Raw genomic sequence first — 26,037 nt, forward strand, 5'->3', positions numbered from 1 at the left:
TTATAACTTTGTATAATATCATATACCCTTCAGGGTATATTGTAAAGTTTTTAATCTTTAGACTGAAATTTATACTTACTTCACACTTTTTCTGAATCATATAAAAATAGGCCGAATCAACCATATGATTGGTTTCGGCCTATTTTTATTAATTTACGTTAATCATTATTAATTTAGCTACATTTCTATCATTAATCACAATCTCTTTTTTCTCATTATTCGGCAATAAAATTATATACTTTCCTTTTCTAGGAATCTTCCAAATCAATTTTCCTTCTTGATTAGTTTTCCCTATCGAAATCACGATTTCTTTACTAGGCTGAGGTAATTCATCTTTTATAAGCATAATTTCAAAGTCTTTTATCTGTTGTTTCTCTTTATTTTGAACATAGAAAGTTATAGGATTAACAACTTTACTAACATTCTCTTCGTTATTTACTATATAACTAGACATCATGATTATGACCAATATACAATACAAAATCCAAATAGAATTACTATATTTATTCAGACCATTTTTTAATATTATTAAACACATCGTCTGTTATCCGATTTCCAAAATTCATATTTTTATTTCCTCTTGTATGAATGGCTATTATTTTGATAGCGGTATCGAAATACTGATATACAGGTGATCCACTTTGCCCCTCATAAGTATCAATCTTGTATGTTAACATTCTAGGAGAAACTCCCTCAATTGGACCATAGTCTCTCCACATTGTGTAACGTTCATTTCCTATTTTATCAGCGGGATATCCAGGAATCGCCGCAAGTAAACCTTTTGGTGATTCTACATAGGTAGTTCTATATCCCAACCAGCCAGTATAATCTCCTGGAGACCCATTTAATTTAATCGTTCCATAATCATAATCTGAATTTTCATTATCAGTCCATCCACTTACTGAATAGAGTTTTGTCCAACTATAAGGTAAATACGGTGCTTGGTTTCCATTTCTACCAGGGGTCACAATAACATTTGTCGCCCATCCACCAATTTCTTTATTGTAAATACAATGTCCAGCTGTAAGCACTGTATCTTTACTAATTAGTGCTCCTGTACACCCATAAACTTCTCCACTATTATACTGAGTCGCAACATGGACTATAGCGCTATACGGATATGAAGTTGTATCATTAACCCGTATTCGATCATCGCTTCCTATAACAGAATAGGTAAGAATATTAGGTGAATAATTTAACGTACTATTTTCCAAATATGCTCCCCAATCTTCCCCACCATGTTTTCGCCCTTCAAATGAGGGCGAAACAAGATCTTCTCCCCTTCGATCATTACTATACAATGATTGTTCTTGAAACAGTTCACGTTCTCCCTCATTTGAGACCGATGTCCACGGTACATCTTCTGCATACACCTTCTGATGCACCAAAAATACTATGCAAAAAAATATAAAAAGAACACCAAAACGATAAAGAGCCAACCTGCATCTTATAGAAATAAAGCTATCCAACATAACTTACCTCCTATACAAGTGATAGCAAACAATTGAGGATCCCTTTATAAATTCTAGTTTTTCTTTTTTTAGAAGTCAATGTAATTAACAATGATAATCATTGTTAATTACATTGACTTAATAAACTCAAACAATTATTTATATTCTTTACTCTGCTTTCAAAAATCTGTCTTATTAAAGCTTCACTTTATTACATAAGCCCGTAACCTTCTTCACAATCAGCTCCGCAGTATTTTTCTCCGGTGGCATCAATAAATTCGTAACAGGCCCATATACAACAGGATTTAATTCTACTTCATATCCACCATATGTAAACTCTTCCCTTGTCGGTAAATAACCAATATATCCATTCGTATATCCACCAAGAAAGGCTATTTCATTTTGAAGACTCTCTTTCACTTCTAACGCGGTTTCTGAAAAAGGTTCCATCGGTATACCAAAGAACATTCCATCATTAACTTGAAACAGTTGAACTTCTAAATCAATACGTAACTGCCGAATACCTTGCTTATATTTCTCTAAAACGATAGTAAGCCACTCGTCCGTGTTCACACCCCACTGCTTCTCCGCCAATTGAGCCATGCTTCGTATCTCATTCATTTCAGGAATATCTTTCAACTTCATTTGCATCATACTCGAAACTGTTCTTAAATTTACAATTGGACTATATGTAACTATTGGCAATATTGTTAATACATGTCCACTAAGTGTGTAAGCCATTTGTTTTACTGCTTCCCTTGAACCGCGATACTTCGCATTTACATTACCAGCAGCTCCTTGCACAATAATAACAGGGCAATTTACGATTTTCTCAAGAATCTCCCTCGTCATTCCAGGATAATCCGCTGATAATACATCGCTATCACCTTTTAAAACATTCGGATGCGCAGTACAAAATACAATAATCCCAGATAGCTCCTTCGTTTCAGCATTTCTTATTGCTAACATGCCAATTCGTTTATCTACAACACCCTCTATATTTGTTCCCATCTTTGCTCTTCCATCAGATATTCTCTCTCTTCGGTTTATCCCAATATCACCTGTCGTAACACTCCAGCCAACTTCACATAGCCCCAAGTTATTATTTGCAGTAACAGCACCGTGCACTACATTATTTACTAAACTCGTTTTATACGACTTTACTAAAGCTTGCTCACCAACAGTTTCCGGACCAGAATGTGTATGTGTATAAACAACTGTTATTCGCTCAAATGGCACATGAAGCCTGCTAGCTACGCGCTCACGAATAATATTCGTATCTTCTACTAACATCCCAATATTATCAATGCTTATAAACACAGTTTTCATTTCATCTTTTTCAAATACAAAAACTGTCCCATAAATATGCTCTTCAATATTATTTATTCCTGTCTCTCTATGGTATCCAACAAAATCAATACCGACAGGCGGCGTAATATCTACCTTGCATACCCCTATTTTGCTCATTTGAATCGCTCCATTTCTCTATATAACTCCCTTTCTTCAAGAATAGCATATTTAACTTTGCCCCAAATAAAAAAGAACGGACATAGCATTCTATGTCCATTCTTTTCATCACACATACTTCCGATGCACCATCTTCCCATCATAAGAAAACACAACGCCCTTACTTTCCACAATCGACTCCATATGCACCGTTCTTCCCCATAACTGATGAATGTATGGCAGTACTTTTTCTAAGTATTTTAAATCGAGCTCAATTCCTTCGTAACTATGTTTAATGTACAACTCTCCGTTCTTTAAGTAGTCACCATCTTCTACTACTAAGTACGGGAAGCCACCATTTGTACGCATATTTACGAGCTGATCACGTACATGTTCCCACTCTTTATCTATTACCTTATATTCTTTTCCTTGGCGTTGGAATAAGTACATATCTTCTCTCATTACGAGATCTTTGTTTAAGTAGTTCCTTAAGAATGATACATCCCATTCGATTTCGCGTACTTCAAAGATTTTGTCACGGCCAGATCCTGGTTTTACACCGCGTCGTTTCATTTCTTCTGTCGGGTTATTGTAGCGCTCCTCTATATCTTCAAACATTTTAATACCTAGGTAGTATGGGTTAATACTTGTTTTTGATGGTTGAACTACACCTGCATTAAGCTTTGCGAATTCAATCGCTTCAGAAGATGTTAAGTCCATTTCACGGAGTATGCGTTGATGCCAGTATGATGCCCAGCCTTCATTCATAATTTTTGTTTCAAGCTGCGGCCAGAAATATAGCATTTCCTCACGCATCATCGTTAATATATCTCGCTGCCAATCTTCTAGCTCACGGCTATATTCTTCAATGAAGAGGAGTAAATCTTTCTCTGGTTGCGGCGGAATTTTCTTCTTTTTATGCATATTAGGTCGTTCTCTCTTTTTGTTTCGATCATCTAAATTCCATAAGTCATCGTACTGTGATATCTTTTTCTTTTCTACATCCTCTTCTAAATCTTCAATACTCCACGCAAGTTTTGGACGCATAATCGATGGGTCAATATGCTCTTGAATGGCAAGTACGGCATCTAAAAATGTTTCTACCTCTGCTTTTCCGTACTTATGCTCATACGCTTTCACACGGTCCGCTGTTGCCGCCATACTTTCTACCATATCTCGCTTCGTATTTGAAAAACGAATATTATTTTTGAAGAAGTCACAGTGTGCTAAAACGTGCGCTACAATTAATTTGTTTTGAATTAACGAGTTCGTATCTAATAAAAAGGCGTAACATGGATCAGAGTTAATAACGAGTTCGTATATTTTACTAAGACCTAAATCGTATTGTAATTTCATTCTAAAAAACTGTTTTCCAAAACTCCAATGTGAAAACCGCGTCGGCATCCCATATGCACCAAATGTATAAATAATTTCCGCTGGACATATTTCATAACGCATCGGATAAAAATCAAGCCCAAATCCAGTCGCAATTTCCGTAATTTCCGCAATCGCATATTGCAGTGCTTTATCGTCACTTGCTCTCATTATTTTCCCTCCTTACACTTTCCCTTAAGAAAGTGTATGATGGAGAACAAGCTTTCATGAGGATTGATTGCATAATAAAAAGACACCCCCGCAAAAACGAGAATGTCTTATCTATTAACCTTCAATAATCTCCATCTTCTCCGTAATCGGAGTACGAGCTTTTCCTTCTGGTGCTTTATCGAAATAGCCAAGGTGAAGAATTCCAACGATACGTTGACCTCTTGTTAAACCAAGTCCTTCTATAAATAATGGATTATAGTTTAATCCGCCTGATTTCCAAACACAACCTAATCCACGTTCCCAAGCAAGCAGTTGGAAGTTTTGCATAAATGCACATGTTGCAGCGTAATCTTCGTCACGTTGAATTTGACGTGGATCTTCATTAATATAAACAACGATTTGTGCGGGCGTGCTTAAGAAACGATCTGATAAAATTTTGCCGCGTTTCGCTCTTTCTTCTTCTGTGAAAGAGTTTAATACTGCGTCTACTAATTTTTTGCGACCTTCTCCAATGTATAATTTACAATTCCATGGTTCACGGTGTTTATGATTCGGTGCCCACGTTGCGTCGTTTAATAGTTCAATTAATAACTCTTTATCTACAGCTTTATCTGTGAATGTACGTACAGAGCGTCTTTCTTTAATCACATTTGCGATGGAAGTATATGTAGTCATATTTTTCTCTCCCTTATTTTTATCTATATGTATACATTTGTTATTGATATTGATTTTCAATTTCGATTATACCTTAGTTTTTTACTATTAATCAATGTTTTATGTTGGAAAACTTCTAAAAATGTCATTTAATACTGTGAATAAAAAAACTTAACTTGTTCACAAGTATTTCACATTTTATGGAAATGATATGTGTACAGTTTTCTACATTATCCATCTAGGAGGAGTTTATATGTACAAAAAAATCGCAGTAAGTATGACCATGGCAACATTATTATTCGGGGCAACCGTCTTCCCTACTTTCGCTGCCACGCCAAAAGAAGTAACATTGCACCATCATAAGCCTATTTCAGAAGAAGAAATGCAGTCGCTAGAAAAACTCGGCTACAACAAACATGAAATTTGGAGAGCTGCTCACATTGCAAGAATCAGTAAAAAAGAAATAAAAGACGTTTTAGCTTACTATAAGCAAAATAAATCTTGGGAGAAAACAGCCGAGCATTTCGGTGTAGATCCAAGTAAGCTGAAAAAACATCATATGAATAAAGAAACAAAGCAAGCACTGCTACAACAGTTAGCAACTATGCAAAAATCCACACCGGATCAGCTAAAACAAAAAATGAAAGAATATAACATCAAATTGCGTCACCTTACTGTGTTAACAATCATCTCTCAAAAAAGCAATACCCCTCTTGATGATGTATTAAAAATGAAAAAAGATGGAATGGACATGAAACAAATTGCCGAAAAATTAAATGTAAAAAGAGAAGATATACGGGCGGAAATGATGAAATTAGTGAAGTCTATTAAAGAACAAAAAACAAATTAAAATGCTAAAAAGGAAGAGCCATTCACCACTCTTCCTTTTCTTTATGAACTTTCAATTTTTAAGTATAAATTCCCGTCTTTCCCAAAAACTAACACAAGTAAATGATGTAAGTTAGGGGTGAGAAAATGTTCGGTTTATCATCTAAGAAATCAAAAAAGACTAATACAAAAACACTTTGTTCTATCCCAGAATTTATACAAACCATGAAAGAATCAAGCGATTTTGTCTCTTATAACATACTTAAAGATGAAACGTTGTGCTTATTTTATTATAAATCTGTCGTGGAAGCACTTATTATTAAACAATTCATTTTAACTCCTCTAAAAAAGGAATCGGAACAAATCCAAAACATCTCTGATTTATGTAATATCATCTCTATTGAAGACATTATTACCTCCCCTTCTATTGATGATATTCGTGAAAAATTATTAGGTGGATACATTTTAATACGATTAAAAAACAATTCGAATCCTGATCAATATGCTTTAATTCGTGCCGAAAGTACTGTTTTAGGAAAACGATTATATAACGATACAGAAAATGAGTATAGCGTAATCGGGCCTAAAATCGGTTTCGTTGAAAACCTTGATACAAATATACACTTATTACGTCGAAATATTGTAACTGAGCAACTCATCTTTAAAGAAGTTACCGTCGGATCTATATCAAAAACGAAAGTAGCAGTTGCTTATATAGAAGGAGTTACAAATGAACAATTCATCAACACCGCAATACAACGGCTAGAAGACATTGACTTTGATGTCCCATTTGATTCAACTATGATTGAGCAATTTATTAGTGATAATAGCAATTCACCTTTTCCTGTTCTATTACCTACAGAGCGATTAGATCGAGCTGTATTTGCGTTAATTAACGGGGAAGTTTTAATTTTAACAGATGGCTCTCCATATGCTTTATCAGGACCAACAACGTTACTGGATTTTTTCATTTCACCAGAAGATTATTATTTACCGTGGATGATTGGATCGTTCTTTCGTATTATTCGTTTTTTCGGAGCTATATTTTCTCTGTTTTCCTCCGCTATTTATACAGCGGCTTTAACATATCATTATCAAATGATTCCTGCCGATTTACTAGGTCCTATTATTTTCTCGAGAGCTAACGTACCTTTCCCTCCTATTCTAGAAGCACTCTTTTTAGAAATTACAATCGAATTGCTTCGTGAAGCGGGAGCGCGTTTACCGACAAAAGTCGGACAAACGATTGGAATTGTTGGGGGGATTGTAATTGGCCAAGCATCTGTTGAAGCGGCTTTGACAAGTACTATTTTACTAATTGCAGTTGCTTTATCCGCTCTTGCATCATTCACAACACCAACCGTAAAGATGTCTTCTACTATCCGGTTGTTACGCTTTCCGCTTATTCTTTTAGCCGGTGCATTCGGAGGATTAGGCCTTATTGTCGGATTTGTATTTATTTTAGCTCATTTAATTAAATTAAAATCACTTGGATCACCTTATTTATTACCTTTATATCCATTTCGTGGTTTAGGTACAGCAGAAGGTTTTCTTCGATTACCATTTAGTCAAACGGCACAAAGACCTTCTTTTCTTAGACCAAAATCAAAATGGCGCTATAATCCAAACAAATCGAAGCAAAAACGTGATGGTGAGAATGAATGAAAAAAGTTTTATTGCACCTTATCATTATCTTCTTCGTTTTACAAACTGGCTGTACACAAACGTATATAGTAGATGCACAGCGTATTATTCATATTGTTGGATTTGACATCACAAAAAACAAAAGATTCCAAGGAACTATTCTATTCCCAGAGTACACACATGGTGTAAAGTCTAAGCCAGAGACGCAAACAACATCTGCCCGTTCACTTGAAACAATTGCTTCACGATTGAATGTGAAATCTCCTCACAATGTTGTTGTAGGTCAAATGCGTGTCGTCCTATTTGGAAAAGCTCTAGGAGAACGCGGAATGGGAGAGATTATTACTAACTTACAACGTGACCCAAATATCGGGCGTGATGTACAACTAGCAATTGTAGATGGATCGGCTGAAGAGCTTTTAAATTACGGAAAAAAAAATGGGTCTTTATATATTGCTGATTTACTCGAACAAAATATAAGAAATGAGAACATTCCACAAACCACATTAAACATTTTTTTATATAATTATTACTCTTCTGTATGTGATGCCTATGTTCCTTATATTAAAATGGACGATAATCATTCTGTCGCTGTCAAAGGACTTGCCTTTTTAAAAGGCGATAAAGTCGTCATGTATACGGATAAAAGACATTCTGTTTTAGCAAAATTACTTATTAACCCTACGAAAAATGGACGTTACGAAGCTGCGATAACAAAGGATAAACATAAAGGCATGGTTGTTATACAAAACTTAGCTGGGGAAAATAAGTATGATATAGATCAATCTGGCGACATACCAAAAGTAAAAATCCATTTAAAATTAAATGGATTAATTAAAAACTCTCCTAATTGGATTGATTTAAGAAAAAAAACAAATATCAACTATATAAAAAAACAAATTGAACGAAATGTCGAAAAAGACTGTGAAGATTTAATAAAACAATTTCAAGAAAAGGAAATTGATCCTTTAGGAATACGAGATGAAATTAGAAGCCATACAAGAAAATGGAATATAAAACAAATTCGAAATATGTATAAAAATGTAGCGGTGGATATAAATTTAGATCTTAATATTGTACAATCTGGAATCGGAGAATAGTGAGGTGAAATAAGCAATGAATACAATAAATAAAACAAAGACAGTCTCTCCATATTTTGCATTTATTTTATTGCATTCTCTCCAGATTGGTATAGGAATTCTCGGATATCAACGTGTAATTTTAAAAAACGCTGGTTATGATGCCTGGATTTCTCTTATTATTGCGGGAATTGCAACTCATATTGTGCTGTTTTGTATGTTAAAAATGCTTGAAAAAGACGGAGATTTAATTAGTATCCATACAACAACCTTTGGAAAGTGGTTTGGCTCTATATTTTCTGTAATTTTCACTCTTTATTGCTTATTATTTTGCCTTACTGTTCTTCGTACATATATGGAAGTGATACAAGTTTGGATTTTCCCTACCATTAAGTTATGGAAACTTACGCTTATGTTTTTGTTAGTCACTTACTACATTATAAAAGGTGGCTTCCGTTCTGTGACAGGGATATGTTTTTGGGGTATTGTTCTTCCTATTTTCGTTGTATTCTTTTTAATCTATCCAATGAAATATGCTCATTTCCGTAATATTTTACCTATTTTTACACATTCACCTTTTGACATGCTTATATCTGCAAAACACTCTGCATTGGAATTTCTGGGGTTTGAAACAATTCTTATCTTTTATCCCTTTATTGAAAAAGGAAAATCTTTAAAACGATGGGCCCATGCTGGAATTGCTTTTAGCACCTTAATTTATGTAGTTTTAGCTATCGTATCCTTTATGTATTATAGTGAGGGTCAATTAAACCGTACTATTTGGCCTACTTTAACAATGTTAAAAATAATTAAAGTTCCTTTTATTCAGCGTTTTGAATATATTATTATTTTCGTTTGGTTTTTAATTATTTTACCAAACCTTTGCTTAACCATTTGGTCATCATGTCAAACGATGAAGCGTTCCTTTCATATTTCATTTAAATTTACATTACCGTTTTTTATTTTCATCATATTTTCAGCTTCTCTGCTTTTCACAAACCGTGAAAGTATCAATACATTAAATACCGTACTATCTCAAGCGGGTTTATATATTGTATACGCTTATATCCCAATTTTATTTCTATTTCATTCGCTAAGATGGCGTTTCAAAAATCAGTCGAAAAAATCTTCACCCGACACTCCATAATCTCTGATACAATTTGATTAATACATTTGTAAAGGGGACAAGCGAATGAAAAAGTATGTATTTTCTTTACTTGCAGTACTAAGCTTAATTCTTGCTGGATGCGGAAGTACTGGTACAAATGACAAAAAATCTTCTGAATCAAAAAAAGAAGAACATGACCATGCATCCCACACTCAACAAGCTGACATTCAAGAGAAAACAAAAGGAGTCGACACACTTCCGACCTTCCTAGATAAGCTTGATCCACAAATGAAAGATATTTACAGCGTCGCTGGGCAAAATGCAGAGCTATTAGATTGGATTCCATGCTATTGTGGTTGCGGTGAAAGTGTAGGACATAAAAATAATAAAAACTGCTTTATTCGTGAAATTAAAAAGAATGGTGAAGTTGTTTGGGATTCCCACGCAACGACTTGCGTCAATTGCCTAGAAATCGCAGTTGAATCTGCTTCCATGAAACAAAAAGGAAAATCAACGCTTGAAATTCGTAACTATATCGATAATAAATACAAAGAAGGCTATGGCAAACCAACACCTACGCCAATGCCAAAAGCTTAAAAAACGAGGGAATTCCTCGTTTTTTCTTTTCATTCTCTTTTTTTCTTAACAAATTCTTTCAAGTGTATTTCTCCTTACTTATCACACACTATATATAACTCTCGGTAAGGAGGGTACACAGTGCAAACATATAACGACTATGATAAAGCTCTCTATTACACGTATTGCTGTAATTGGGATAAGTTACTCGTTCTCATGGTTCAAACGAACGATCAATTATTTTCTAAGCGTATTGAGCATTTTTTACACGCTTATCAATACAGCAAAGAACTACCAGAAGTTGATAAACAACTGCAGCTCCTATTTCAATATATTGACCATGCATCCCAAAAGTCGCATGTAGAAGAAGTAGAGCAAATTCAAATGTAAAATATAGCGCTATTCTCTTTAGGAGAATGGCGCTTTTTTAAAATATTAATACCAATAAAAGTTTCCTCTTATAAAACTTTTATTGATAAACATATTTTTTCTTTCTTTTCTATACCACTTCATACTATAATTTAGTATGTAACTATTATAAGAGAGGTATAAAATATGGGACGAGAAAAAAAGCAAGAATATGCTTTACTTACCGCATGGGGAGCTTCTTTTGTCGCTACACTAGGAAGTCTGTACTTTTCCGAAATCATGAAATTTGAGCCTTGTGTCCTTTGTTGGTATCAACGCATTTTTATGTATCCATTCGTTTTATGGCTTGGTATTGCTGTAGCAAAGAAAGACTATCGCATCGCAAGTTATTCTTTACCAATCGCAACTATTGGCGCTTGTATTTCTTTATATCACTATGCAATTCAAAAAGTCGCAGCATTTTCAGCAGCTGGGGCAGCTTGTGGACGTGTACCATGTACGGGAGAATACATAAACTGGTTCGGCTTTGTGACAATCCCGTTTTTAGCACTTATCGGCTTTATTACAATCGCTGTTTGTAGCTTTATTGTCATTAAAAACAAATAAGGAGATGAAAGAATGAAAAAAATGCTTATATTTGGTGGTATTATTATCGCCTTGTTCGTGGCAATTTTTGCAGTAACACAAATGGAAGAAAAAAATGCTACTAGCCAAAAAATTGATAATCCTACTGAAAGTAAGACAAACGGTTCTGACTACTACACAAATAAAATCTCTCTTTCAGATCTTCAAAAGAACTTAAAAGAGAAAAAAGAAGAAACAGTATACTTTTATCAAACATCTTGCGTTCATTGCCAAAAATTATCTCCTGTCGTAGTGCCGATGGCTAAAGACTTGAACGTTGATATGAAAGTTATGGATATTGAAAAATTAGATGCTCCTTGGGATGAATATAAAATTCAAGGTACACCAACAATCATTCATTTTAAAGATGGCAAAGAAGTAAGCCGTATTAGCGGTGAACAGCCAAAAGACAAATTAAAAGAATGGCTTGAGCAAACGAAAAATTAACGAGAAAAGGAAACTCCTTCTACACATGAAATGGGCGTAAAATCCCACACTAATGTATAAGGAGGGGGTTTTATGCCAGAAGTAAGATGTTCTGTTTCCAACTGTTCTTTTTGGGGACAAGGTAACTTTTGTCAAGCAAGTGCAATCGTCGTTCAGCCTGATGCAGATGAAACTGGTCAAACTGAAAATGATTCATATACAGCTGCTGTTTTAACAAACGAGACGCTAGAAAGTTCTGTAGCAACGAGTGTAGAGACTTGTTGTCATACATTTAAGCCTAGATATTAACAATTATTCCACCTCATATACGTGAGGTGGTTTTTTCTTTCCCTCTTCTTGTTTACGTCATCTCTAATTCTCCCTATAATAAAGTTAACATTTTTATGAATACGAAGGTGAAATACTATGGCTAAAACAATTGCAGATATCGCCAAATTGGCTGGAGTTGCAAAAAGCACAGTCTCTCGTTACTTAAACGGCGGATATGTAAGTGATAAAACAAAACTTAAAATCGAAGGTATTATTCAGGAAACAAATTTCTCTCCCAATACATTTGCTCAAAGTTTAAAAGCAAAAACAACAAATTTAATTGGTGTCATCATCCCCCGATTAGACTCCTTCGCTACAATGAAAACACTTATCGGGATTGATAAAACATTACAGGAAAATAACTATCAAATGCTTGTAGCAAATGCAAATCAAACAACCGAAACTGAAATACAAGCTATGGAAAACTTTATAAAACAAAGAGTAGCTGGCATTATTTTATTAACAAAAACATTAACGAATGAACATCAAAAAATTATGGCTAATTCAAACATCCCTATTTTATTCGTCGGGCAAGAATATAAAGATCAATATTGCCTCGTTCACGATGATTATGATGCAGCTTATGAGTTAGGGGCATACGTGTTATCACAAGGTCATCGACATATTGCCTATTTAGGGATAGAAAAAGATGATATTTCTGTTGGAATAAATCGAAAAAATGGTTTTCAAAAAGCAATTGAAAATTTAGAACCGGCTTGCAACGTTTCATATTACGAAACAACTTTCCGCATAGAAGATGCCATGAAACAAGTACAACATATTTTAGATAATAATCGCCCAACTCTTATCGTATGTGCTACAGATAACATCGCTCTTGGCGCAATGAAAGTGATTCACTCCCACTCCCTTTCTGTACCAGGTGATATTTCTGTAACAGGATTCGGTGGATATGATATTTCAGAAATGGTACACCCTAGCTTAACGACAATTGCGTTTGACTATGAGTATGCTGGAAAGCTTGCTGCCACTTCTCTTTCACAGCTTGTTGAAAACAAAACTATACCAAAAATATTACACTCTCGTTATACATTAAAAATCCAAGAAAGCGTTGACAAAATATAAAGGCGCTCTATAATAAAATTAAAACCGGTTCCACATTTTAAAAACAGGATTTTCAACATCATTTCCCTGTTTTTTATTTTAACTTATTGCGGAACCGGTTCCACAAGAGAAATTTATAGTAAGGGGGAATTTTTATGGATATGAAACAAATTGCAAATCAAGTATTACAGAACATTGGTGGAAAGGAAAACATTGTTCGTGCCACACATTGCGCGACTCGCCTTCGTCTTATATTAAAGGATGATACGAAAATAAACGCTGCAGAAATCGAAAACATCGATGGAGTAAAAGGTGCTTTCGCAACGACCGAACAATATCAAATTATTTTTGGAACTGGCATAGTAAACAAAGTATATGATGAATTCTCAAAACTAATTGGAATAGCCGAACTAGATTCTACAACATCAAACGATATACCTAAGAAAAAAATGAATCCTATCGCCCGCCTAGCAAAGACACTATCCAATATTTTCGTTCCAATTATTCCAGCTATCGTCGCAAGCGGTTTACTTATGGGTCTACTCGGAATGTTGAAAGCGTTTAAATTAGTTCCTGGAGATCACTCACTTATCCAATTACTTGATATGTTCTCAAGTGCAGCTTTCATTATTTTACCTATTTTAATTGGAGTAAGTGCCGCTAAAGAATTTGGTGGAAATATTTTCTTAGGGGCAGTTGTTGGTGGTATATTAACTCACCCAAGCTTAACAAATCCTTGGACTCTTTCAAATGCAAAACCAACTGTTTTACATTTCCTTGGCATGGATATTGATATGATTGGCTATCAAGGTACTGTTTTACCTATTTTATTATGCGTATACGTTATGAGTACAATTGAAAAAGAACTTCGAAAACGTGTTCCGAACTCTTTAGATTTATTAGTTACACCATTCTTAACAATTATTATAACTGGCTTTTTATCACTTATTATTATTGGACCAATTGGATATAAAATCGGTGACGGTATTACGTACCTTTTAAATACAATTTATCAATTTGCAGGACCAGTAGCTGGTCTTATATTCGGTGGTCTATATTCAACAATTGTTCTTACTGGCTTACATCATAGCTTCCATGCTATTGAAGCAGGCTTACTCGCAAATAAAGATATCGGTGTCAATTTCTTACTCCCTATTTGGTCAATGGCGAACGTTGCACAGGGCGGCGCTACTTTAGCTGTCTATTTCAAAACAAAAAACAAAAAAACGAAAGAAATTGCAATTCCGGCAGCAGCTTCAGCATTTTTAGGAATTACAGAACCAGCTATTTTTGGTGTCAATTTAAAACTAGGTAAACCATTTATTGCAGCAGCTATTGGCGGCGCAATTGGAGGCGCTTACGTTGTTTGGATGCAAGTAGCAGCTAACGCATACGGTTTAACAGGTATTCCGATGCTTACAATTGTTGCACCTCTTGGCATGATGAACATGATTCACTATATAATTGGCTTCGCTATTGCAGTTATCACTGCTTTTGTTGCCACATTCATTTTATATAAAGAAAGTAAATAATAACGGGGTGAAAACCTATGTCAAAATATAAAACAATACTGCAATCTAATAAAGACGAATTACATTCTTTATATGAAATTGCAAACCAAGATTCATGGAAACCAATTTATCATATCCATCCACCATTTGGATTAATGAATGATCCTAACGGTGTATCATACTACAATGATGAATATCACGTTTTTTATCAATGGTATCCATTTGGTCCCATTCATGGAATGAAGCATTGGGGACATGTGAAGTCAAAAGACCTTATTAACTGGGAGCGTATGCCTGTAGCCATCATCCCTACTGAAAGCTATGAATCACACGGTGCATATTCTGGTAGTGCTATCGTAAAAGATGGCCTTCTTCATTTACTTTATACAGGGAATATAAAAAATCCTGATGATTCCCGTGATGCAAAACAATGTATGGCAACAATGGATTCACAATATACGATGACGAAATATAGTAATAATCCTGTTATTGATATAATTCCTGACGGATATACAAAACATGTACGTGATCCAAAAGTCTGGAAACATAATGATATGTACTATATGTTACTCGGTGCCCAACGTGAAAATACAACAGGAACTCTATTACTATACAAATCACAAGACCTATACAATTGGCATTTCCAAGGCGAAATTACAACAAATTTAAAAGAATTTGGATTTATGTGGGAATGCCCCGATTACTTCCAATTATCAGGGAAAGATGTACTTCTCTTTTCACCGCAAGGAATTGAAAAAGACGGAGAAAACTTTCACAATGTATACAATGTCGTTTATGCTATAGGTCATTTCGATATTAAAAATTTATATTTCCATATTGATTCCTATTACGAAGCTGATAAAGGATTCGATTTTTATGCCCCTCAAACTTTAGAAGACGCTACTAGTCGTCGCCTATTATTTGCTTGGGCAGGATCAAGTGAAATCACATATCCTTCTGATGATTATATGTGGGCTCATTGCCTAACACTTCCACGTGAATTAACATTAGAAGATAACATCATAAAACAAAAACCAGTTTCAGAATTAACAAAACTACGAACAACAAAAAAAGACATTTCAGGAGATATAACAGCTGGATTAAATGTATTATCAACGCTTGATGATGAAGGCTCCTATGAATTAATTGTTACACTTAAAACAGAAGATGCAAAGCGTTTTGGGCTTTCTCTCTTCCACAATGAGGAGGAATGTTTCCCCATTACATTTAATCGGGAACAAGGTACTATTTCTATAGACAGGGGCAACTTCTACCATCAATTTGGCGGAGAATATGGATTTGAACGCTGTAAAAAAATCGATATTCAAGATACGATAGAACTACAAATATTTGTAGATAAAAGCATCGTGGAAATTTTCTTATACGATGGTTCAACAGTCTTTACGTCCCGAGTTTTTCCTCGAAAAGACATGAAACATCATATCGCAATCTTTTCAGATGCAAAACTAAACTTTACCATCACACAATATAAGCTGAAAAGAGGGATTGTATGAGAAATGTCTTTTGTATAGGTGAACTATTAATTGATTTTGTGTGCCGAAATACTAACGTTTCTTTAGTAAACGGTTCAGATTTCGAAAAAAAAGCTGGTGGAGCACCCGCTAACGTTGCTGCTGCGATTACAAAATTAGGTGGACACGCTACATTTATGGGGCAAGTAGGAAACGACCCATTTGGTGAGTTTCTTGAACAAACTTTAGAGCGTGCGCAAGTCGATACATCCATGCTCATAAAAGATAAACAAACAACACTTGCATTCGTATCCATCGATCAAGATGGCGAACGTGATTTTACTTTTATGCGTGGTGCAGATGGTGAATATCAATTCAATAGCATTGATTTATCAAAAATACACACAAATGATTTAATACATTTCGGTTCAGCGACAGCTTTACTATCAAGCCCATTAAAAGAAACGTATTTCCAGTTGTTACAATATGCGAAAGATAACGGCCATTTTATTTCTTTTGATCCAAATTATCGAAGTGCACTCATTACAAATACAGAACAATTCTCTCAAGATTGTCTAACCTTTATAAAACATGCACACTTCGTAAAAGTAAGTCAAGAGGAAGCTACTATGCTCTCTAAAGAAAGTGATTTACAACAAGCTGCACTCAAATTATTAAATTATGGCGCAAAAGTAGTAGCTATTACACTTGGAAAAGACGGTACCCTTCTTGCGACAAATGAAGGTCAAACCATTGTCTCTTCTATTTCCATTCAACAAGTCGATACAACTGGTGCTGGTGATGCTTTCGTTGGAGCAATGTTATATCAGATTGCCCAAAGTGAACATACACTTTCGTATCATTTCAAAGACTTAACAGCGTTTATCTCCTTTGCAAATAAAGTAGGCGCTATCACATGTACAAATTACGGTGCAATTGCCTCTCTTCCATCATTAACAGATATAAAAGCATACGATTAATCGTATGCTTTTTTTACATTCCTCTCCAAAAATCATGCATAATAAAAAAGTACAAAATAACGAGAACGGCCGTCCCGCATAGGGTAATGCGCCGATATATACTCTTCTCTCCTTCCCTTGCTTTCACAAACGCCCAAATAAATCCGAAGAACAATATTAAATCAACATATGGAACATAAAAAGAAAAGACGAGAAACGCATATAAATACACGATAAATAAACAGGTCGTTACTAAGAAAACTTTAAACGCAAATTCACTTTTCATAATATAACCGCCCCCTATCTGTACTGTATTATATTCAGCAAAATACAATAGTTGCAGTTAAACTCCAAGTATAAATAAGCTACCGTCTATAATACGGTAGCCATTACGGAACATTGTATTTCCGTTTATATATATTACTTAAAATCGAAGAAGGAATTTGCTCGTAACGAATTTTCTCTCCTGTTTCATCTATAATATACGAATTGTTTCCTATATAATATATTCCATCTTTTCGTTTTGAGTACACTGGATATCTTTCATTTGGCAATACCGTTTTCACTTTCGTTAACTGTCCATTTGGTTCTTGCCAATATATATCCGCGCGGTCTACTAGCGTAAGTACTCCAATTTGTTCTTCTTCTATTTTTCGACCATTCCAGCTCACAACGCGATAACCAAGCTTATTCGCTTCATATTCGGGACTCGTATGAAAACGAGAAATGATTACTTTTGTTTGTAATTGTACTCGGTCATATAACCATTGTATATCCCTGTCATGCATGCGAATACAACCATTTGATTCCCTACTTCCAATCGTCCATTCCCGATTTGTCCCGTGAATCGCATATTCATTCTTATCTAGTCCCAGCCACCTCGTACCGAGAGGGTTATTCGGTGCACCCCCAGGTATTTTTTTTCGATGGTATTCTTTATTTTTAAATTTAGTTATAATACAAAAGTTACCTTCAGGCGTAGGTGTACGCTCTCTTCCAGTCGTTACTGGAAATGTTTTTGTGTAATTTCCATTTTCAAAAAAAGACAACTGGTTTGTCGTAAGATTTACTAATATTAAATGATCTGTATTAGCAAAAGCACTAACCGGTAGGATGAAAAATAATAGTATGACGAAACATGACTTTTTCAGCTATATCCCCCCTAGTGCTCACTATAATAAGTGGAATTAACATTACTTTGCTCTTATAAATGAAAACTATCCATTTACAATAACTCCCCCATTTACATGTATCATTTGTCCGCTAACATAGGATGAATCACTAGACGCTAAATATACATATGCTGGCGCTAATTCATATGGTTGACCAGGTCTTTGCATCGGAACATTGCTCCCAAACTGTGATACTTTTTTCTCATCAAAGCTTGATGGAATAAGTGGTGTCCAAATTGGTCCTGGCGCAACACCATTTACACGAATCCCTTTTTGCACTAACGATTGGGAAAGTGATCTTGTAAAAGCTACGATTGCCCCTTTCGTTGCGGAATAATCAATTAAAGTTTCATTTCCTTCGTATGCAACGATAGACGCTGTATTTATAATGACATCACCTTGCTTTAAATGAGAAAGTGCGGCTTTCGCAACGTGAAAATAAGAAAAAATATTAATACGAAAAGTCTTCTCTAGCTGTTCTGCTGTAATATACTCTAAGCCTTGCTGCGGATATTGCTGCGCGACATTATTTACCAAAACCTGTAAACTACCTAACTGCTGGACGGTCTCTTGAACAACATCTTTACAATGCTGTTCATCACTTAAATCACCCGGCAACAATACACACTTTACACCTTCTTTCTCAACATATTGCTTCGTCTCATTAGCATCCCCCTCCTCATCTAAATACGCAATCGCAATATTTGCTCCCTCTTTCGCAAAAGCGATGGAAACAGCTCGTCCAATTCCGCTATCTCCACCTGTAATTAATACATTCTTTCCTTTTAACTTTTCGCTTCCTTTATAATTGGGATCTTCAAACTGCGGTAGAGGATTCATTAATGATTCAATGCCAGGCTGTTTATTTTGATGTTGCGCCGGCATTGTTACAAAGTTTTTTTGCTGTGGCATAGCTTCTTTCAACTCCTTTTTCTTATAATGTGCATAATAAAAACTGGAATTCGCACATCATATTACGATTAATATTCGAATTTAAGACACAAAATATGAATTGTTGTAAACTTTTTATGCAAAACTATTGCAAAATAGTTAAAAAACGAATATTATATATAACTGTTGTGAAAATTATTCGTAAACAGAAAGGATGTTTATATGTTTAACCTTTCAAAACATAAAACTTCTATTAAAACTGAAATTATGGCAGGTATTATTACCTTCTTAACAATGGCATATATCATTGTCGTAAACCCTGTCATCCTTGGGGATGCAGGTGTTCCATTTGAACAAGCATTTACAGCAACAATTATTGCTGCTGTTGTCGGAACATTATTTATGGCAATCTTTACAAACTTACCAATCGCAATCGCGCCAGGTATGGGATTAAATGCTTACTTCTCTTACTCTGTTGTAAAAGCACATGAAGGCATGACTTTCGCAATTGCATTCTCTGCTGTATTCGTAGCAGGTATGATTTTAATTTTGCTATCATTTACATCTTTCCGTACAAAATTAATGGAAGCAATTCCTGAAAACTTAAAACATGCAATTACTGCTGGTATCGGGCTATTTATCGCCTTTATCGGTTTACGTTTAACAGGTATCGTTACAAAAAATGATGCAAACTTAGTTGGACTTGGTGATCTTCACTCTGCTCCAGTTCTACTAGCATTAGCTGGACTTGGAATTACTATTATCCTTATGTCTTTAAATGTAAATGGCGCACTATTTATCGGCATGCTATTAACTGGTATTATCGCTTTCTTCACAGGACAATTAACATTCTCAAATGGTGTTACATCAATGCCTGGATTACCAGAAGGAATTATCGTTTCAAATCCAATTACTGCTGTATCTGACGTAATTAACTACGGATTATACGGCGTTGTATTCTCATTCTTCCTTGTTACATTATTTGATACAACAGGTACATTACTTGGCGTTGCACAACAAGGTGGATTTATGAAAGACGGAAAGCTTCCAAAAGCAGGACGAGCTCTTCTATCTGACTCATTCTCGGCAACAATCGGTTCTATGTTCGGAACAACACCATCAACAGCTTACATTGAATCTTCTGCTGGCGTTGCAGCTGGTGGTCGTACTGGTTTAACAACTGTTACAGTAGCTGTTCTATTCGCACTAGCAGCATTCTTTGGACCATTAGTAAGTGCCGTTTCTGGTGTATCAGCTATTACTGCCCCATCATTAATTATCGTTGGTAGTCTTATGATGGGTTCAGTTCGCCACATCGATTGGGACGCATTTGATGAAGCATTCCCAGCATTCTTAGTAATATTAAGCATGCCACTTACATCAAGTATCGCAACAGGTATCGCACTTGGATTTATTTCATACCCACTTATGAAAGTAGCAAAAGGTAAATTCCGTGCTGTTCACCCACTTGTGTATGTATTTGGAATTTTGTTTGCTTATCAATTAATTTTCTTACCACATTAAAATCCCTCATAAAGAGGGATTTTTTCTTTTGTTACTTTTAACACTTCTCATTTACTTGTAATTCTTTACTGTACTTTTGAATGAACACTGACGAAATAACCATTACCATCCCTACACTCAACCCAATAAGCTGATCTAGTAGCATTTCATCATGAATGAACCAGCGCAGTAAAAATACACCACCAAAAATAAGCAACATAGTAAATCCAGTATGTCTAAGACCTTTATATACATTTTCCATATGTATCACCTCTTCACATACTTTTATCCATATTATACCATACATCCATCAAGCAAACGTATTGTCCTCTGGCAGCATGCAGCTACCTTTTGATCGTGTGTTACAACTAGCACCGTTTTCCCTTGTTTATGAATCTCTTTTAAGATGCTCATAATTTTCTTTCCGTTTTCTTGATCAAGAGCACCCGTTGGTTCATCAGCGAGGATAATTTTAGTATCTTGTGCTAAAGCCCTTGCTATTGCTGTTCTTTGCTGTTCTCCACCTGATAACTCGTAAGGATATTTGTTAATATGCCTCTCAATCCCTACCATTTTCAGCATTTCTTTTGAAATTTGCATACGTTTCTTATGAGAAATTCTTCTATATACAAGCGGAAGCATTACATTTTCAACAACTGTATAATCATCTAATAGCGAAAAGTTCTGAAACACAAATCCCACTTCCGTATTTCTATACTTATGATAGTTTGCCTTTAATGTACTTGTATCCACTCCATCTAAAAAATACTTTCCAGTAGAGGGGCTATCAATTAAGCCAATAATGTTAAGAAGAGTAGATTTCCCTGAACCAGAGGGGCCCATAATAGCTATCATTTCGCCTTGTTCTATTGTAAGATTAATATCTTTTAAAGCACTAAAATTACTATGTCCAAAGCACTTCGCTACATTTTCAAGCCTAATCATCTATAACACCTCTTTCATATATATTTTTTTATTTTTAATACAGTGAAATAAATGATTGCATATATAATGAAGATCATTATAATTGATAAAGCACCTATAACAACCAATGATTCTATAGAGACTTTTAACGTTCCAAAGAAAGATACTATACTATTTTCTAGCCCTTTCTGAATTTCAATTACTCCGCTATTCTCCCATTGAAAATACATTATTCCTAAACATATCGATAAAACGAATAGCAACATATACTCAATAATAAATGGAAGACATATTTGAAAAGTGCTTGCACCTAACGCTGATTTAATAGAAATATTTTTACACTCCATATAAAGTGCTGCCATTGATGTTAATACGATAGATAGAAATGAAAAAAATAAGACTGTACCGCTTAATAATAAGGGGTATGACATATTATCAATACCTTGTTTTTCATTTTCTAACAATTTATTCGGATTTGTAACATAATACGAATAACCCTTACCTTCTGTTACCTTTAATACTTTCTTTTGAAATTCATTTATATTTATCTTCTCATTTGTTTCTATAATTAACCCATTGTATAAAAGTTCTGCACTATAGAACTCTATTTCTTCTGTTCCAATTGGTAAAATCGCCATGTCATCTAATAATGTAATACGATTATCCGATATTTCACCGCTTCGAGGATATGTGAATGGTGAATTTTTTTCTAAAAAGCCAATTACTTTTAGCTTCATTTTTCCAGATGGTATAACATCACCAATAGATACCTTACCTATATAATTAGCCCCTAATATAACAGGTCTAATATCAAATACTGATTTATGAAATTCCAATTCCTCAAAATATCTTCCTTGTGAAATTCGTATATGAAAGTACTTATTAATATCTTTATCAACAATAAGAGTCTTTATCGTTCCATTTTCTTCTTTTAAACTAAGTGAATAGTTACGGAACAAATAATTTGTTTTATTTGTTATTGGTATCGTATTAGATAACCCTTGCATGAAATGTTGATAATCATTTTTCGCTTTTTCTTCGCTAAACAATGTTATATCTTGCGTCGCATAAAGTTCATAGAAATTTTTATGAGTCGATAAATTATTTGCTATCGTCATCATTTTTCGATATCCGGAAAGATTACTAACAAATTCTATTGCTGAAGAAAATGCAATAATTAAAGAAATTACTATAATCAAACTTGGTAACAACCGTTTTTTCACAGACCGTATAGAATCAAATATAAAAAACATGAAGACCTCCTACGTTCTTAAATGTTTTCCGGGATATATATTTATAATGTGCTTGATTGGAATTACAGTAACACAAATTGTAAGAAGAATTATAAAAACAACATTGCATATCAATACATATAGTGTTAACGGTTTTACTAAGTATGTCTGAAAATAAGTATGAATTGTTCCCGAAAACATTTCTAACGTAATAAAAACTAAGAACATCGCTACTAGAGAAATAAACAAAATTTGAATATATAGTTCGCAATAAATAGATATATTAGAAGCACCTACTGCTTTTTTTAATGAAATCTCTTTTTCTTTTTTATAAATCCAAAATAAAACCGCAGAAATGCCAGAAACAATTGCAACAAGAATGAATTTATAGTAATACTTATTTGCTGGATCTACATGTGTCACATCTAGTTCCTGAAGATTTCGTTCATTCAGTATTTGAACATCTCCCGAAAGCACTTCTTTACTCCTACCCATAAACTTTTTTATTTCGTTATGAATAGATGATGTAGGATTAACAACTGTTAATTGTAATTGTTTACTCGCGATAATACCTTTTTTAGATATAGTAGGTAAGTTTTGAAGTGGAACGTATATGCCTGCTACACCGACGTCACTGTCCTTTCTTGATATAGTTCCTATTTTTTTATATGTATCATCAAATTCATATAACTCCTCTACATTCGTTTGATCGCCAACAACCATATCGTTTACATTTTCACGATGAAAATATTGTCCTTCAGAAATATATGGCTTCCAATAATAATCATCTTTTAAGTTCACAGCTATGATCTTTGTTGCCCCTGAACTATTCAATGCTTTTAAATTTTCTACGTAAATATCACTTTTCACAAAAGTATCTTGTATGAGGGGAATTATCGTTTCCAATTCGGTTTCATTCGCTATCGGAACAGTTAACGTTTGATTCTTTTCTGGAAAACCAATTTGAAAGGCAGCTATAAAATTTCGTTTAGACTCTGTTAAAAGCGCGGCTACTGATATAGAAAGAAAAGAAATAAAAAATGACATAAGAAGAATTAAGAAAAACAGTTTATTACTTTTTATATTTTTAAAAGCTAGGTACATGTCTGTGCTCCTTTTAAATAAGAAGGAGATGATGAACATCCCCTTCTCCTTATCCAAATATTTATAAAAACAACTGTTTAATATTTTTTACCACTGTAATCGTAAGTTACCATTACTATCAAAAGTACCTTTGTGTGTATCTTCTTGATAGTCATTATTCTCATTCGCATAGTGCTCCGAGTATAGTCCTTTTGCACCAAAGGCGTTATATGCACCATTACTCACAGTTGCGTTTAATGCTCTTCCAGATTCATGGGATCCTAATTTGTCTGAAGCGCTTTCAATATATGAATTATTTCCATTTGATTTAATAAAAGAAATTGCTACTGAACAACGAGATGCATTTTGATTCGTAGTAGTTTGAGCTCTGTAAGATAGTAGGTTACCGCTTTTGTGACCGCTTAGAGTTGGATAGAATGCACTTGTTGAGATTGATGTTGCTAATAATACTAAAGTCGTAATTGAAAAAACTTTTCCTTTCATTAACAAGCACCTCATAAATTTAATAGTTTAGTAGCGCTACATCATCATAATATCCTTCAAATAAATTCTCCTCAATAAGAAACCTCGATGTTTTACAAACTCTTTAAACACTTAAACATTCATACATTTTTAAAAAGTAACGTATAAGTAGCAATATAAAAAGACTGCAGAGAAATTCTTCTCCGCAGCCTAATCATTATTTTTGTAAAAACGACTGTAAATCTGCAAACTGTCTCTTTGCATCTTCATAGCCTTGCTCGTATAAATTTTGTAGTTTTGCTGTATCTTTTTCCATACGATCTACTTGAAGCGGCACTTCTGGGCGAATAACAAATAAATTACCCGCTTGCTCTTCTTTTTCAATGTAGTGAAGCGTTTCATTATACACTTCATAACGATTCAGCATCGTGTTAACAAGGTTCGGATATTTTTTATAAGCTTTCGCTGCAACCCATCCAAACTTTGATTTTTTCTTCGCGTAACCATGATTTCTCGTTAAAATAACGACTGATTTTTTAAAACCATCTTCCTGTGCTTTACGAACTGGAATTGGATCCGAAATCCCGCCATCTAATAATTGCTTACCACGGTAATTTACTACAGGTGCAATGAAAGGCAATGAACTAGATGCTTGTAATAAATTTAGTGCATCATCATTCGTTCCTTCTTTTTCAAAATAAACAGACTGTCCTGTTTCACAATCTGTCGTTCCTACAAGGAAACGCTCTTGGCTATTAAAGTATGTTTCAAAATCAAACGGAACATGCTTTTCTGGAATCTCATGAAAAATGAACTCCATATCGAATAACTGGCGTTTTCTCCATAAATTTTTATACGATAAGTATTTTGGGTGTGATGCATAATCAATATTTACTGTTTTATTTCTATTTCTTTGTCTGGAAAGATACGACGCTGCATGACAAGCACCAGCTGATACACCGATTACATATGGAAAATATAAATCTTGTTCCATAAAGTATTCTAATATCCCGCCCGTGTACACACCACGCATACCGCCGCCTTCTAATACTAACCCCGTATTTTCAAGCATGTTACTCTCTCCTCTATATATATTGACTCTTTAATTATTCACCATGTTAAGTATCTTTTTCTATTATATATGAGTTCTTTCAGAAATTATATTCAAAAGACTTGAGAAAAAGGAGTTTTTTCTTCCAATTATATTTCCAAATGGTTGGAGACATCCTTTATAAATCTTTGAATAAAATCTTGCTCTTCTTTCGTATATCTATCTAAAAATAACAGCCACTTTTCTTCAGCTTGTTTATGTAATTTATCATGAGCTTTATATATTTCATTTCCGCTTTCCGTTAAACGGAAGAAGATTTCTTTTTGATTATCTAACATTTGCATCTTCTCAACGAATTTCTTTTGAAACAACTTTGTACAAATTTTAGAGATTGCACCCTTCGTCATTCCCATTTCTGTCGTAATAGCAGTTACATTCATCAAACCATTTTTCCCGATACACTCGATCACATGTAACTCAGATAAAGACATACCACTTATACCTGTCTCACGAAGAAATTTCTCATTTTGCCCTTTCAAATGTTCTTCTTTTTTATGCAAAAGTGTACGAATGTCCGAAAGTATTTCCATTTGTTTCGTTGCATAATCCAATCC

Annotated in this window: 28 protein-coding genes and 1 pseudogene; 14 read left to right on the forward strand and 15 right to left on the reverse strand. The window is 34.4% G+C overall.

Annotated elements, in window-relative coordinates; genetic code table 11:
• Positions 1-148 precede the first annotated feature (148 nt).
• The 5 genes from N2V92_RS03530 to N2V92_RS03550 all read right to left on the reverse strand — a co-directional run bounded on the left by N2V92_RS03530 (position 149) and on the right by N2V92_RS03550 (position 5,117).
• Positions 149-538: a DUF2606 family protein gene (locus N2V92_RS03530; protein WP_000335660.1), complete on the reverse strand. Its 390-nt coding sequence runs from the start codon at positions 536-538 to the stop codon at positions 149-151.
• Positions 504-1,472 carry a trypsin-like serine peptidase gene (locus tag N2V92_RS03535; RefSeq protein WP_042597185.1) on the reverse strand — a complete coding sequence of 323 codons (969 nt, stop codon included), beginning with the start codon at positions 1,470-1,472 and terminating at the stop codon, positions 504-506. The genes N2V92_RS03530 and N2V92_RS03535 overlap by 35 nt, the downstream gene beginning before the upstream one ends.
• 174 nt (positions 1,473-1,646) lie before the next feature.
• Positions 1,647-2,918 carry a neutral/alkaline non-lysosomal ceramidase N-terminal domain-containing protein gene (locus tag N2V92_RS03540; protein ID WP_017762805.1) on the reverse strand — a complete coding sequence of 424 codons (1,272 nt, stop codon included), beginning with the start codon at positions 2,916-2,918 and terminating at the stop codon, positions 1,647-1,649.
• Positions 2,919-3,026: 108 nt separating this feature from the next.
• Positions 3,027-4,442: a stage V sporulation protein SpoVR gene (gene spoVR, locus N2V92_RS03545; protein ID WP_001202690.1), complete on the reverse strand. Its 1,416-nt coding sequence runs from the start codon at positions 4,440-4,442 to the stop codon at positions 3,027-3,029.
• A 114-nt stretch (positions 4,443-4,556) separates the two neighbouring features.
• On the reverse strand, positions 4,557-5,117 hold the full coding sequence (locus N2V92_RS03550) for a nitroreductase family protein (RefSeq protein WP_000214808.1): 561 nt from the start codon (positions 5,115-5,117) through the stop codon (positions 4,557-4,559).
• Between the two features lie 232 nt (positions 5,118-5,349).
• Between N2V92_RS03550 and N2V92_RS03555 the strand changes: the two genes are divergently transcribed.
• From N2V92_RS03555 to N2V92_RS03615, 13 genes are all read left to right on the forward strand, one after another.
• A complete protein-coding gene (locus N2V92_RS03555) occupies positions 5,350-5,946 on the forward strand; it encodes a hypothetical protein (protein ID WP_000276997.1) in 597 nt (198 codons plus the stop codon).
• A gap of 125 nt (positions 5,947-6,071) precedes the next feature.
• The gene (locus tag N2V92_RS03560) at positions 6,072-7,589 is read left to right on the forward strand and encodes a spore germination protein (protein ID WP_000467499.1); all 1,518 of its coding nucleotides are present in this window, start codon (positions 6,072-6,074) and stop codon (positions 7,587-7,589) included.
• Positions 7,586-8,668 carry a Ger(x)C family spore germination protein gene (locus N2V92_RS03565; RefSeq protein ID WP_042597182.1) on the forward strand — a complete coding sequence of 361 codons (1,083 nt, stop codon included), beginning with the start codon at positions 7,586-7,588 and terminating at the stop codon, positions 8,666-8,668. Before N2V92_RS03560 ends, N2V92_RS03565 begins: the two co-directional genes overlap by 4 nt.
• 16 nt (positions 8,669-8,684) lie before the next feature.
• A complete protein-coding gene (locus tag N2V92_RS03570; RefSeq protein ID WP_001092365.1) occupies positions 8,685-9,794 on the forward strand; it encodes a GerAB/ArcD/ProY family transporter in 1,110 nt (369 codons plus the stop codon).
• Between the two features lie 45 nt (positions 9,795-9,839).
• Complete coding sequence (locus tag N2V92_RS03575) at positions 9,840-10,352, forward strand: PCYCGC domain-containing protein (RefSeq protein WP_000761022.1); 513 nt, start codon at positions 9,840-9,842, stop codon at positions 10,350-10,352.
• A gap of 120 nt (positions 10,353-10,472) precedes the next feature.
• Positions 10,473-10,721 carry a YhdB family protein gene (locus N2V92_RS03580; protein ID WP_001195459.1) on the forward strand — a complete coding sequence of 83 codons (249 nt, stop codon included), beginning with the start codon at positions 10,473-10,475 and terminating at the stop codon, positions 10,719-10,721.
• 165 nt (positions 10,722-10,886) lie between these two features.
• Entirely contained in the window at positions 10,887-11,306 is a 420-nt protein-coding gene (locus N2V92_RS03585) for a disulfide formation protein C (RefSeq protein WP_000532272.1), read from the forward strand.
• Positions 11,307-11,318: 12 nt separating this feature from the next.
• Entirely contained in the window at positions 11,319-11,771 is a 453-nt protein-coding gene (locus tag N2V92_RS03590) for a thioredoxin family protein (RefSeq protein ID WP_000738452.1), read from the forward strand.
• A 72-nt stretch (positions 11,772-11,843) separates the two neighbouring features.
• Complete coding sequence (locus N2V92_RS03595) at positions 11,844-12,059, forward strand: DUF1540 domain-containing protein (RefSeq protein ID WP_016078097.1); 216 nt, start codon at positions 11,844-11,846, stop codon at positions 12,057-12,059.
• Between the two features lie 117 nt (positions 12,060-12,176).
• Positions 12,177-13,163 (forward strand): LacI family DNA-binding transcriptional regulator, encoded by a 987-nt coding sequence (locus N2V92_RS03600; protein WP_001140399.1) that lies wholly within the window; start codon positions 12,177-12,179, stop codon positions 13,161-13,163.
• Between the two features lie 134 nt (positions 13,164-13,297).
• Positions 13,298-14,674, forward strand: coding sequence for a sucrose-specific PTS transporter subunit IIBC (locus tag N2V92_RS03605; protein WP_000367316.1), 1,377 nt, complete (start codon positions 13,298-13,300; stop codon positions 14,672-14,674).
• A gap of 17 nt (positions 14,675-14,691) precedes the next feature.
• Positions 14,692-16,167, forward strand: coding sequence for a beta-fructofuranosidase (gene scrB / locus N2V92_RS03610; protein WP_000049745.1), 1,476 nt, complete (start codon positions 14,692-14,694; stop codon positions 16,165-16,167).
• The gene (locus N2V92_RS03615) at positions 16,164-17,105 is read left to right on the forward strand and encodes a carbohydrate kinase family protein (protein ID WP_016078098.1); all 942 of its coding nucleotides are present in this window, start codon (positions 16,164-16,166) and stop codon (positions 17,103-17,105) included. Before scrB ends, N2V92_RS03615 begins: the two co-directional genes overlap by 4 nt.
• Before the next feature lie 13 nt (positions 17,106-17,118).
• On the opposite strand, the gene N2V92_RS03620 is transcribed toward N2V92_RS03615, so the two are convergent.
• The 3 genes from N2V92_RS03620 to N2V92_RS03630 form a co-directional block, all read right to left on the reverse strand.
• On the reverse strand, positions 17,119-17,370 hold the full coding sequence (locus N2V92_RS03620) for a hypothetical protein (RefSeq protein WP_000834195.1): 252 nt from the start codon (positions 17,368-17,370) through the stop codon (positions 17,119-17,121).
• Between the two features lie 103 nt (positions 17,371-17,473).
• On the reverse strand, positions 17,474-18,235 hold the full coding sequence (locus tag N2V92_RS03625; RefSeq protein WP_033669406.1) for a L,D-transpeptidase: 762 nt from the start codon (positions 18,233-18,235) through the stop codon (positions 17,474-17,476).
• Positions 18,236-18,301: 66 nt separating this feature from the next.
• Positions 18,302-19,168, reverse strand: a complete 867-nt coding sequence (locus N2V92_RS03630) for an SDR family oxidoreductase (protein WP_001136284.1) — start codon at positions 19,166-19,168, stop codon at positions 18,302-18,304.
• A gap of 201 nt (positions 19,169-19,369) precedes the next feature.
• On the opposite strand from N2V92_RS03630, the gene N2V92_RS03635 reads away from it, so the two are divergent.
• Positions 19,370-20,671, forward strand: coding sequence for an NCS2 family permease (locus N2V92_RS03635; RefSeq protein ID WP_000482710.1), 1,302 nt, complete (start codon positions 19,370-19,372; stop codon positions 20,669-20,671).
• A gap of 37 nt (positions 20,672-20,708) precedes the next feature.
• Here the strand turns inward: N2V92_RS03635 and N2V92_RS03640 are convergent, their stop codons facing one another.
• The 7 genes and pseudogenes from N2V92_RS03640 to N2V92_RS03670 form a co-directional block, all read right to left on the reverse strand.
• Positions 20,709-20,912, reverse strand: coding sequence for a hypothetical protein (locus N2V92_RS03640; protein ID WP_000432821.1), 204 nt, complete (start codon positions 20,910-20,912; stop codon positions 20,709-20,711).
• 32 nt (positions 20,913-20,944) lie between these two features.
• Positions 20,945-21,595 (reverse strand): ABC transporter ATP-binding protein, encoded by a 651-nt coding sequence (locus tag N2V92_RS03645; protein WP_000620150.1) that lies wholly within the window; start codon positions 21,593-21,595, stop codon positions 20,945-20,947.
• A pseudogene (locus tag N2V92_RS03650) lies at positions 21,596-22,827 on the reverse strand (ABC transporter permease).
• Between the two features lie 9 nt (positions 22,828-22,836).
• Positions 22,837-23,910, reverse strand: a complete 1,074-nt coding sequence (locus tag N2V92_RS03655) for an ABC transporter permease (RefSeq protein WP_000280233.1) — start codon at positions 23,908-23,910, stop codon at positions 22,837-22,839.
• Positions 23,911-23,997: 87 nt separating this feature from the next.
• Entirely contained in the window at positions 23,998-24,393 is a 396-nt protein-coding gene (locus N2V92_RS03660; protein ID WP_000676983.1) for a hypothetical protein, read from the reverse strand.
• A 196-nt stretch (positions 24,394-24,589) separates the two neighbouring features.
• Entirely contained in the window at positions 24,590-25,444 is an 855-nt protein-coding gene (locus tag N2V92_RS03665) for a patatin-like phospholipase family protein (protein WP_016078102.1), read from the reverse strand.
• Between the two features lie 128 nt (positions 25,445-25,572).
• Positions 25,573-26,034 carry a MarR family transcriptional regulator gene (locus N2V92_RS03670; protein WP_000384217.1) on the reverse strand — a complete coding sequence of 154 codons (462 nt, stop codon included), beginning with the start codon at positions 26,032-26,034 and terminating at the stop codon, positions 25,573-25,575.
• Between the last annotated feature and the right edge of the window lie 3 nt (positions 26,035-26,037).

The sequence above is a fragment of the Bacillus sp. CH_48 genome, assembly GCF_038008465.1.
GTDB lineage: Bacteria > Bacillota > Bacilli > Bacillales > Bacillaceae_G > Bacillus_A > Bacillus_A thuringiensis_S.

Coding starts and splice junctions, on each gene's coding strand:
- N2V92_RS03595 (WP_016078097.1), top strand. CDS start 11,844: ATGCCAGAAGTAAGATGTTCTGTTTCCAACTGTTCTTTTTGGGGACAA.
- N2V92_RS03655 (WP_000280233.1), bottom strand. CDS start 23,910: ATGTACCTAGCTTTTAAAAATATAAAAAGTAATAAACTGTTTTTCTTA.
- N2V92_RS03565 (WP_042597182.1), top strand. CDS start 7,586: ATGAAAAAAGTTTTATTGCACCTTATCATTATCTTCTTCGTTTTACAA.
- N2V92_RS03585 (WP_000532272.1), top strand. CDS start 10,887: ATGGGACGAGAAAAAAAGCAAGAATATGCTTTACTTACCGCATGGGGA.
- N2V92_RS03645 (WP_000620150.1), bottom strand. CDS start 21,595: ATGATTAGGCTTGAAAATGTAGCGAAGTGCTTTGGACATAGTAATTTT.
- N2V92_RS03665 (WP_016078102.1), bottom strand. CDS start 25,444: ATGCTTGAAAATACGGGGTTAGTATTAGAAGGCGGCGGTATGCGTGGT.
- N2V92_RS03550 (WP_000214808.1), bottom strand. CDS start 5,117: ATGACTACATATACTTCCATCGCAAATGTGATTAAAGAAAGACGCTCT.
- N2V92_RS03570 (WP_001092365.1), top strand. CDS start 8,685: ATGAATACAATAAATAAAACAAAGACAGTCTCTCCATATTTTGCATTT.
- N2V92_RS03605 (WP_000367316.1), top strand. CDS start 13,298: ATGGATATGAAACAAATTGCAAATCAAGTATTACAGAACATTGGTGGA.
- N2V92_RS03660 (WP_000676983.1), bottom strand. CDS start 24,393: ATGAAAGGAAAAGTTTTTTCAATTACGACTTTAGTATTATTAGCAACA.
- N2V92_RS03560 (WP_000467499.1), top strand. CDS start 6,072: ATGTTCGGTTTATCATCTAAGAAATCAAAAAAGACTAATACAAAAACA.
- N2V92_RS03535 (WP_042597185.1), bottom strand. CDS start 1,472: ATGTTGGATAGCTTTATTTCTATAAGATGCAGGTTGGCTCTTTATCGT.
- N2V92_RS03540 (WP_017762805.1), bottom strand. CDS start 2,918: ATGAGCAAAATAGGGGTATGCAAGGTAGATATTACGCCGCCTGTCGGT.
- N2V92_RS03530 (WP_000335660.1), bottom strand. CDS start 538: ATGTGTTTAATAATATTAAAAAATGGTCTGAATAAATATAGTAATTCT.
- spoVR (WP_001202690.1), bottom strand. CDS start 4,442: ATGAGAGCAAGTGACGATAAAGCACTGCAATATGCGATTGCGGAAATT.
- N2V92_RS03620 (WP_000834195.1), bottom strand. CDS start 17,370: ATGAAAAGTGAATTTGCGTTTAAAGTTTTCTTAGTAACGACCTGTTTA.
- N2V92_RS03600 (WP_001140399.1), top strand. CDS start 12,177: ATGGCTAAAACAATTGCAGATATCGCCAAATTGGCTGGAGTTGCAAAA.
- N2V92_RS03615 (WP_016078098.1), top strand. CDS start 16,164: ATGAGAAATGTCTTTTGTATAGGTGAACTATTAATTGATTTTGTGTGC.
- N2V92_RS03590 (WP_000738452.1), top strand. CDS start 11,319: ATGAAAAAAATGCTTATATTTGGTGGTATTATTATCGCCTTGTTCGTG.
- N2V92_RS03635 (WP_000482710.1), top strand. CDS start 19,370: ATGTTTAACCTTTCAAAACATAAAACTTCTATTAAAACTGAAATTATG.
- N2V92_RS03640 (WP_000432821.1), bottom strand. CDS start 20,912: ATGGAAAATGTATATAAAGGTCTTAGACATACTGGATTTACTATGTTG.
- N2V92_RS03575 (WP_000761022.1), top strand. CDS start 9,840: ATGAAAAAGTATGTATTTTCTTTACTTGCAGTACTAAGCTTAATTCTT.
- N2V92_RS03555 (WP_000276997.1), top strand. CDS start 5,350: ATGTACAAAAAAATCGCAGTAAGTATGACCATGGCAACATTATTATTC.
- scrB (WP_000049745.1), top strand. CDS start 14,692: ATGTCAAAATATAAAACAATACTGCAATCTAATAAAGACGAATTACAT.
- N2V92_RS03630 (WP_001136284.1), bottom strand. CDS start 19,168: ATGCCACAGCAAAAAAACTTTGTAACAATGCCGGCGCAACATCAAAAT.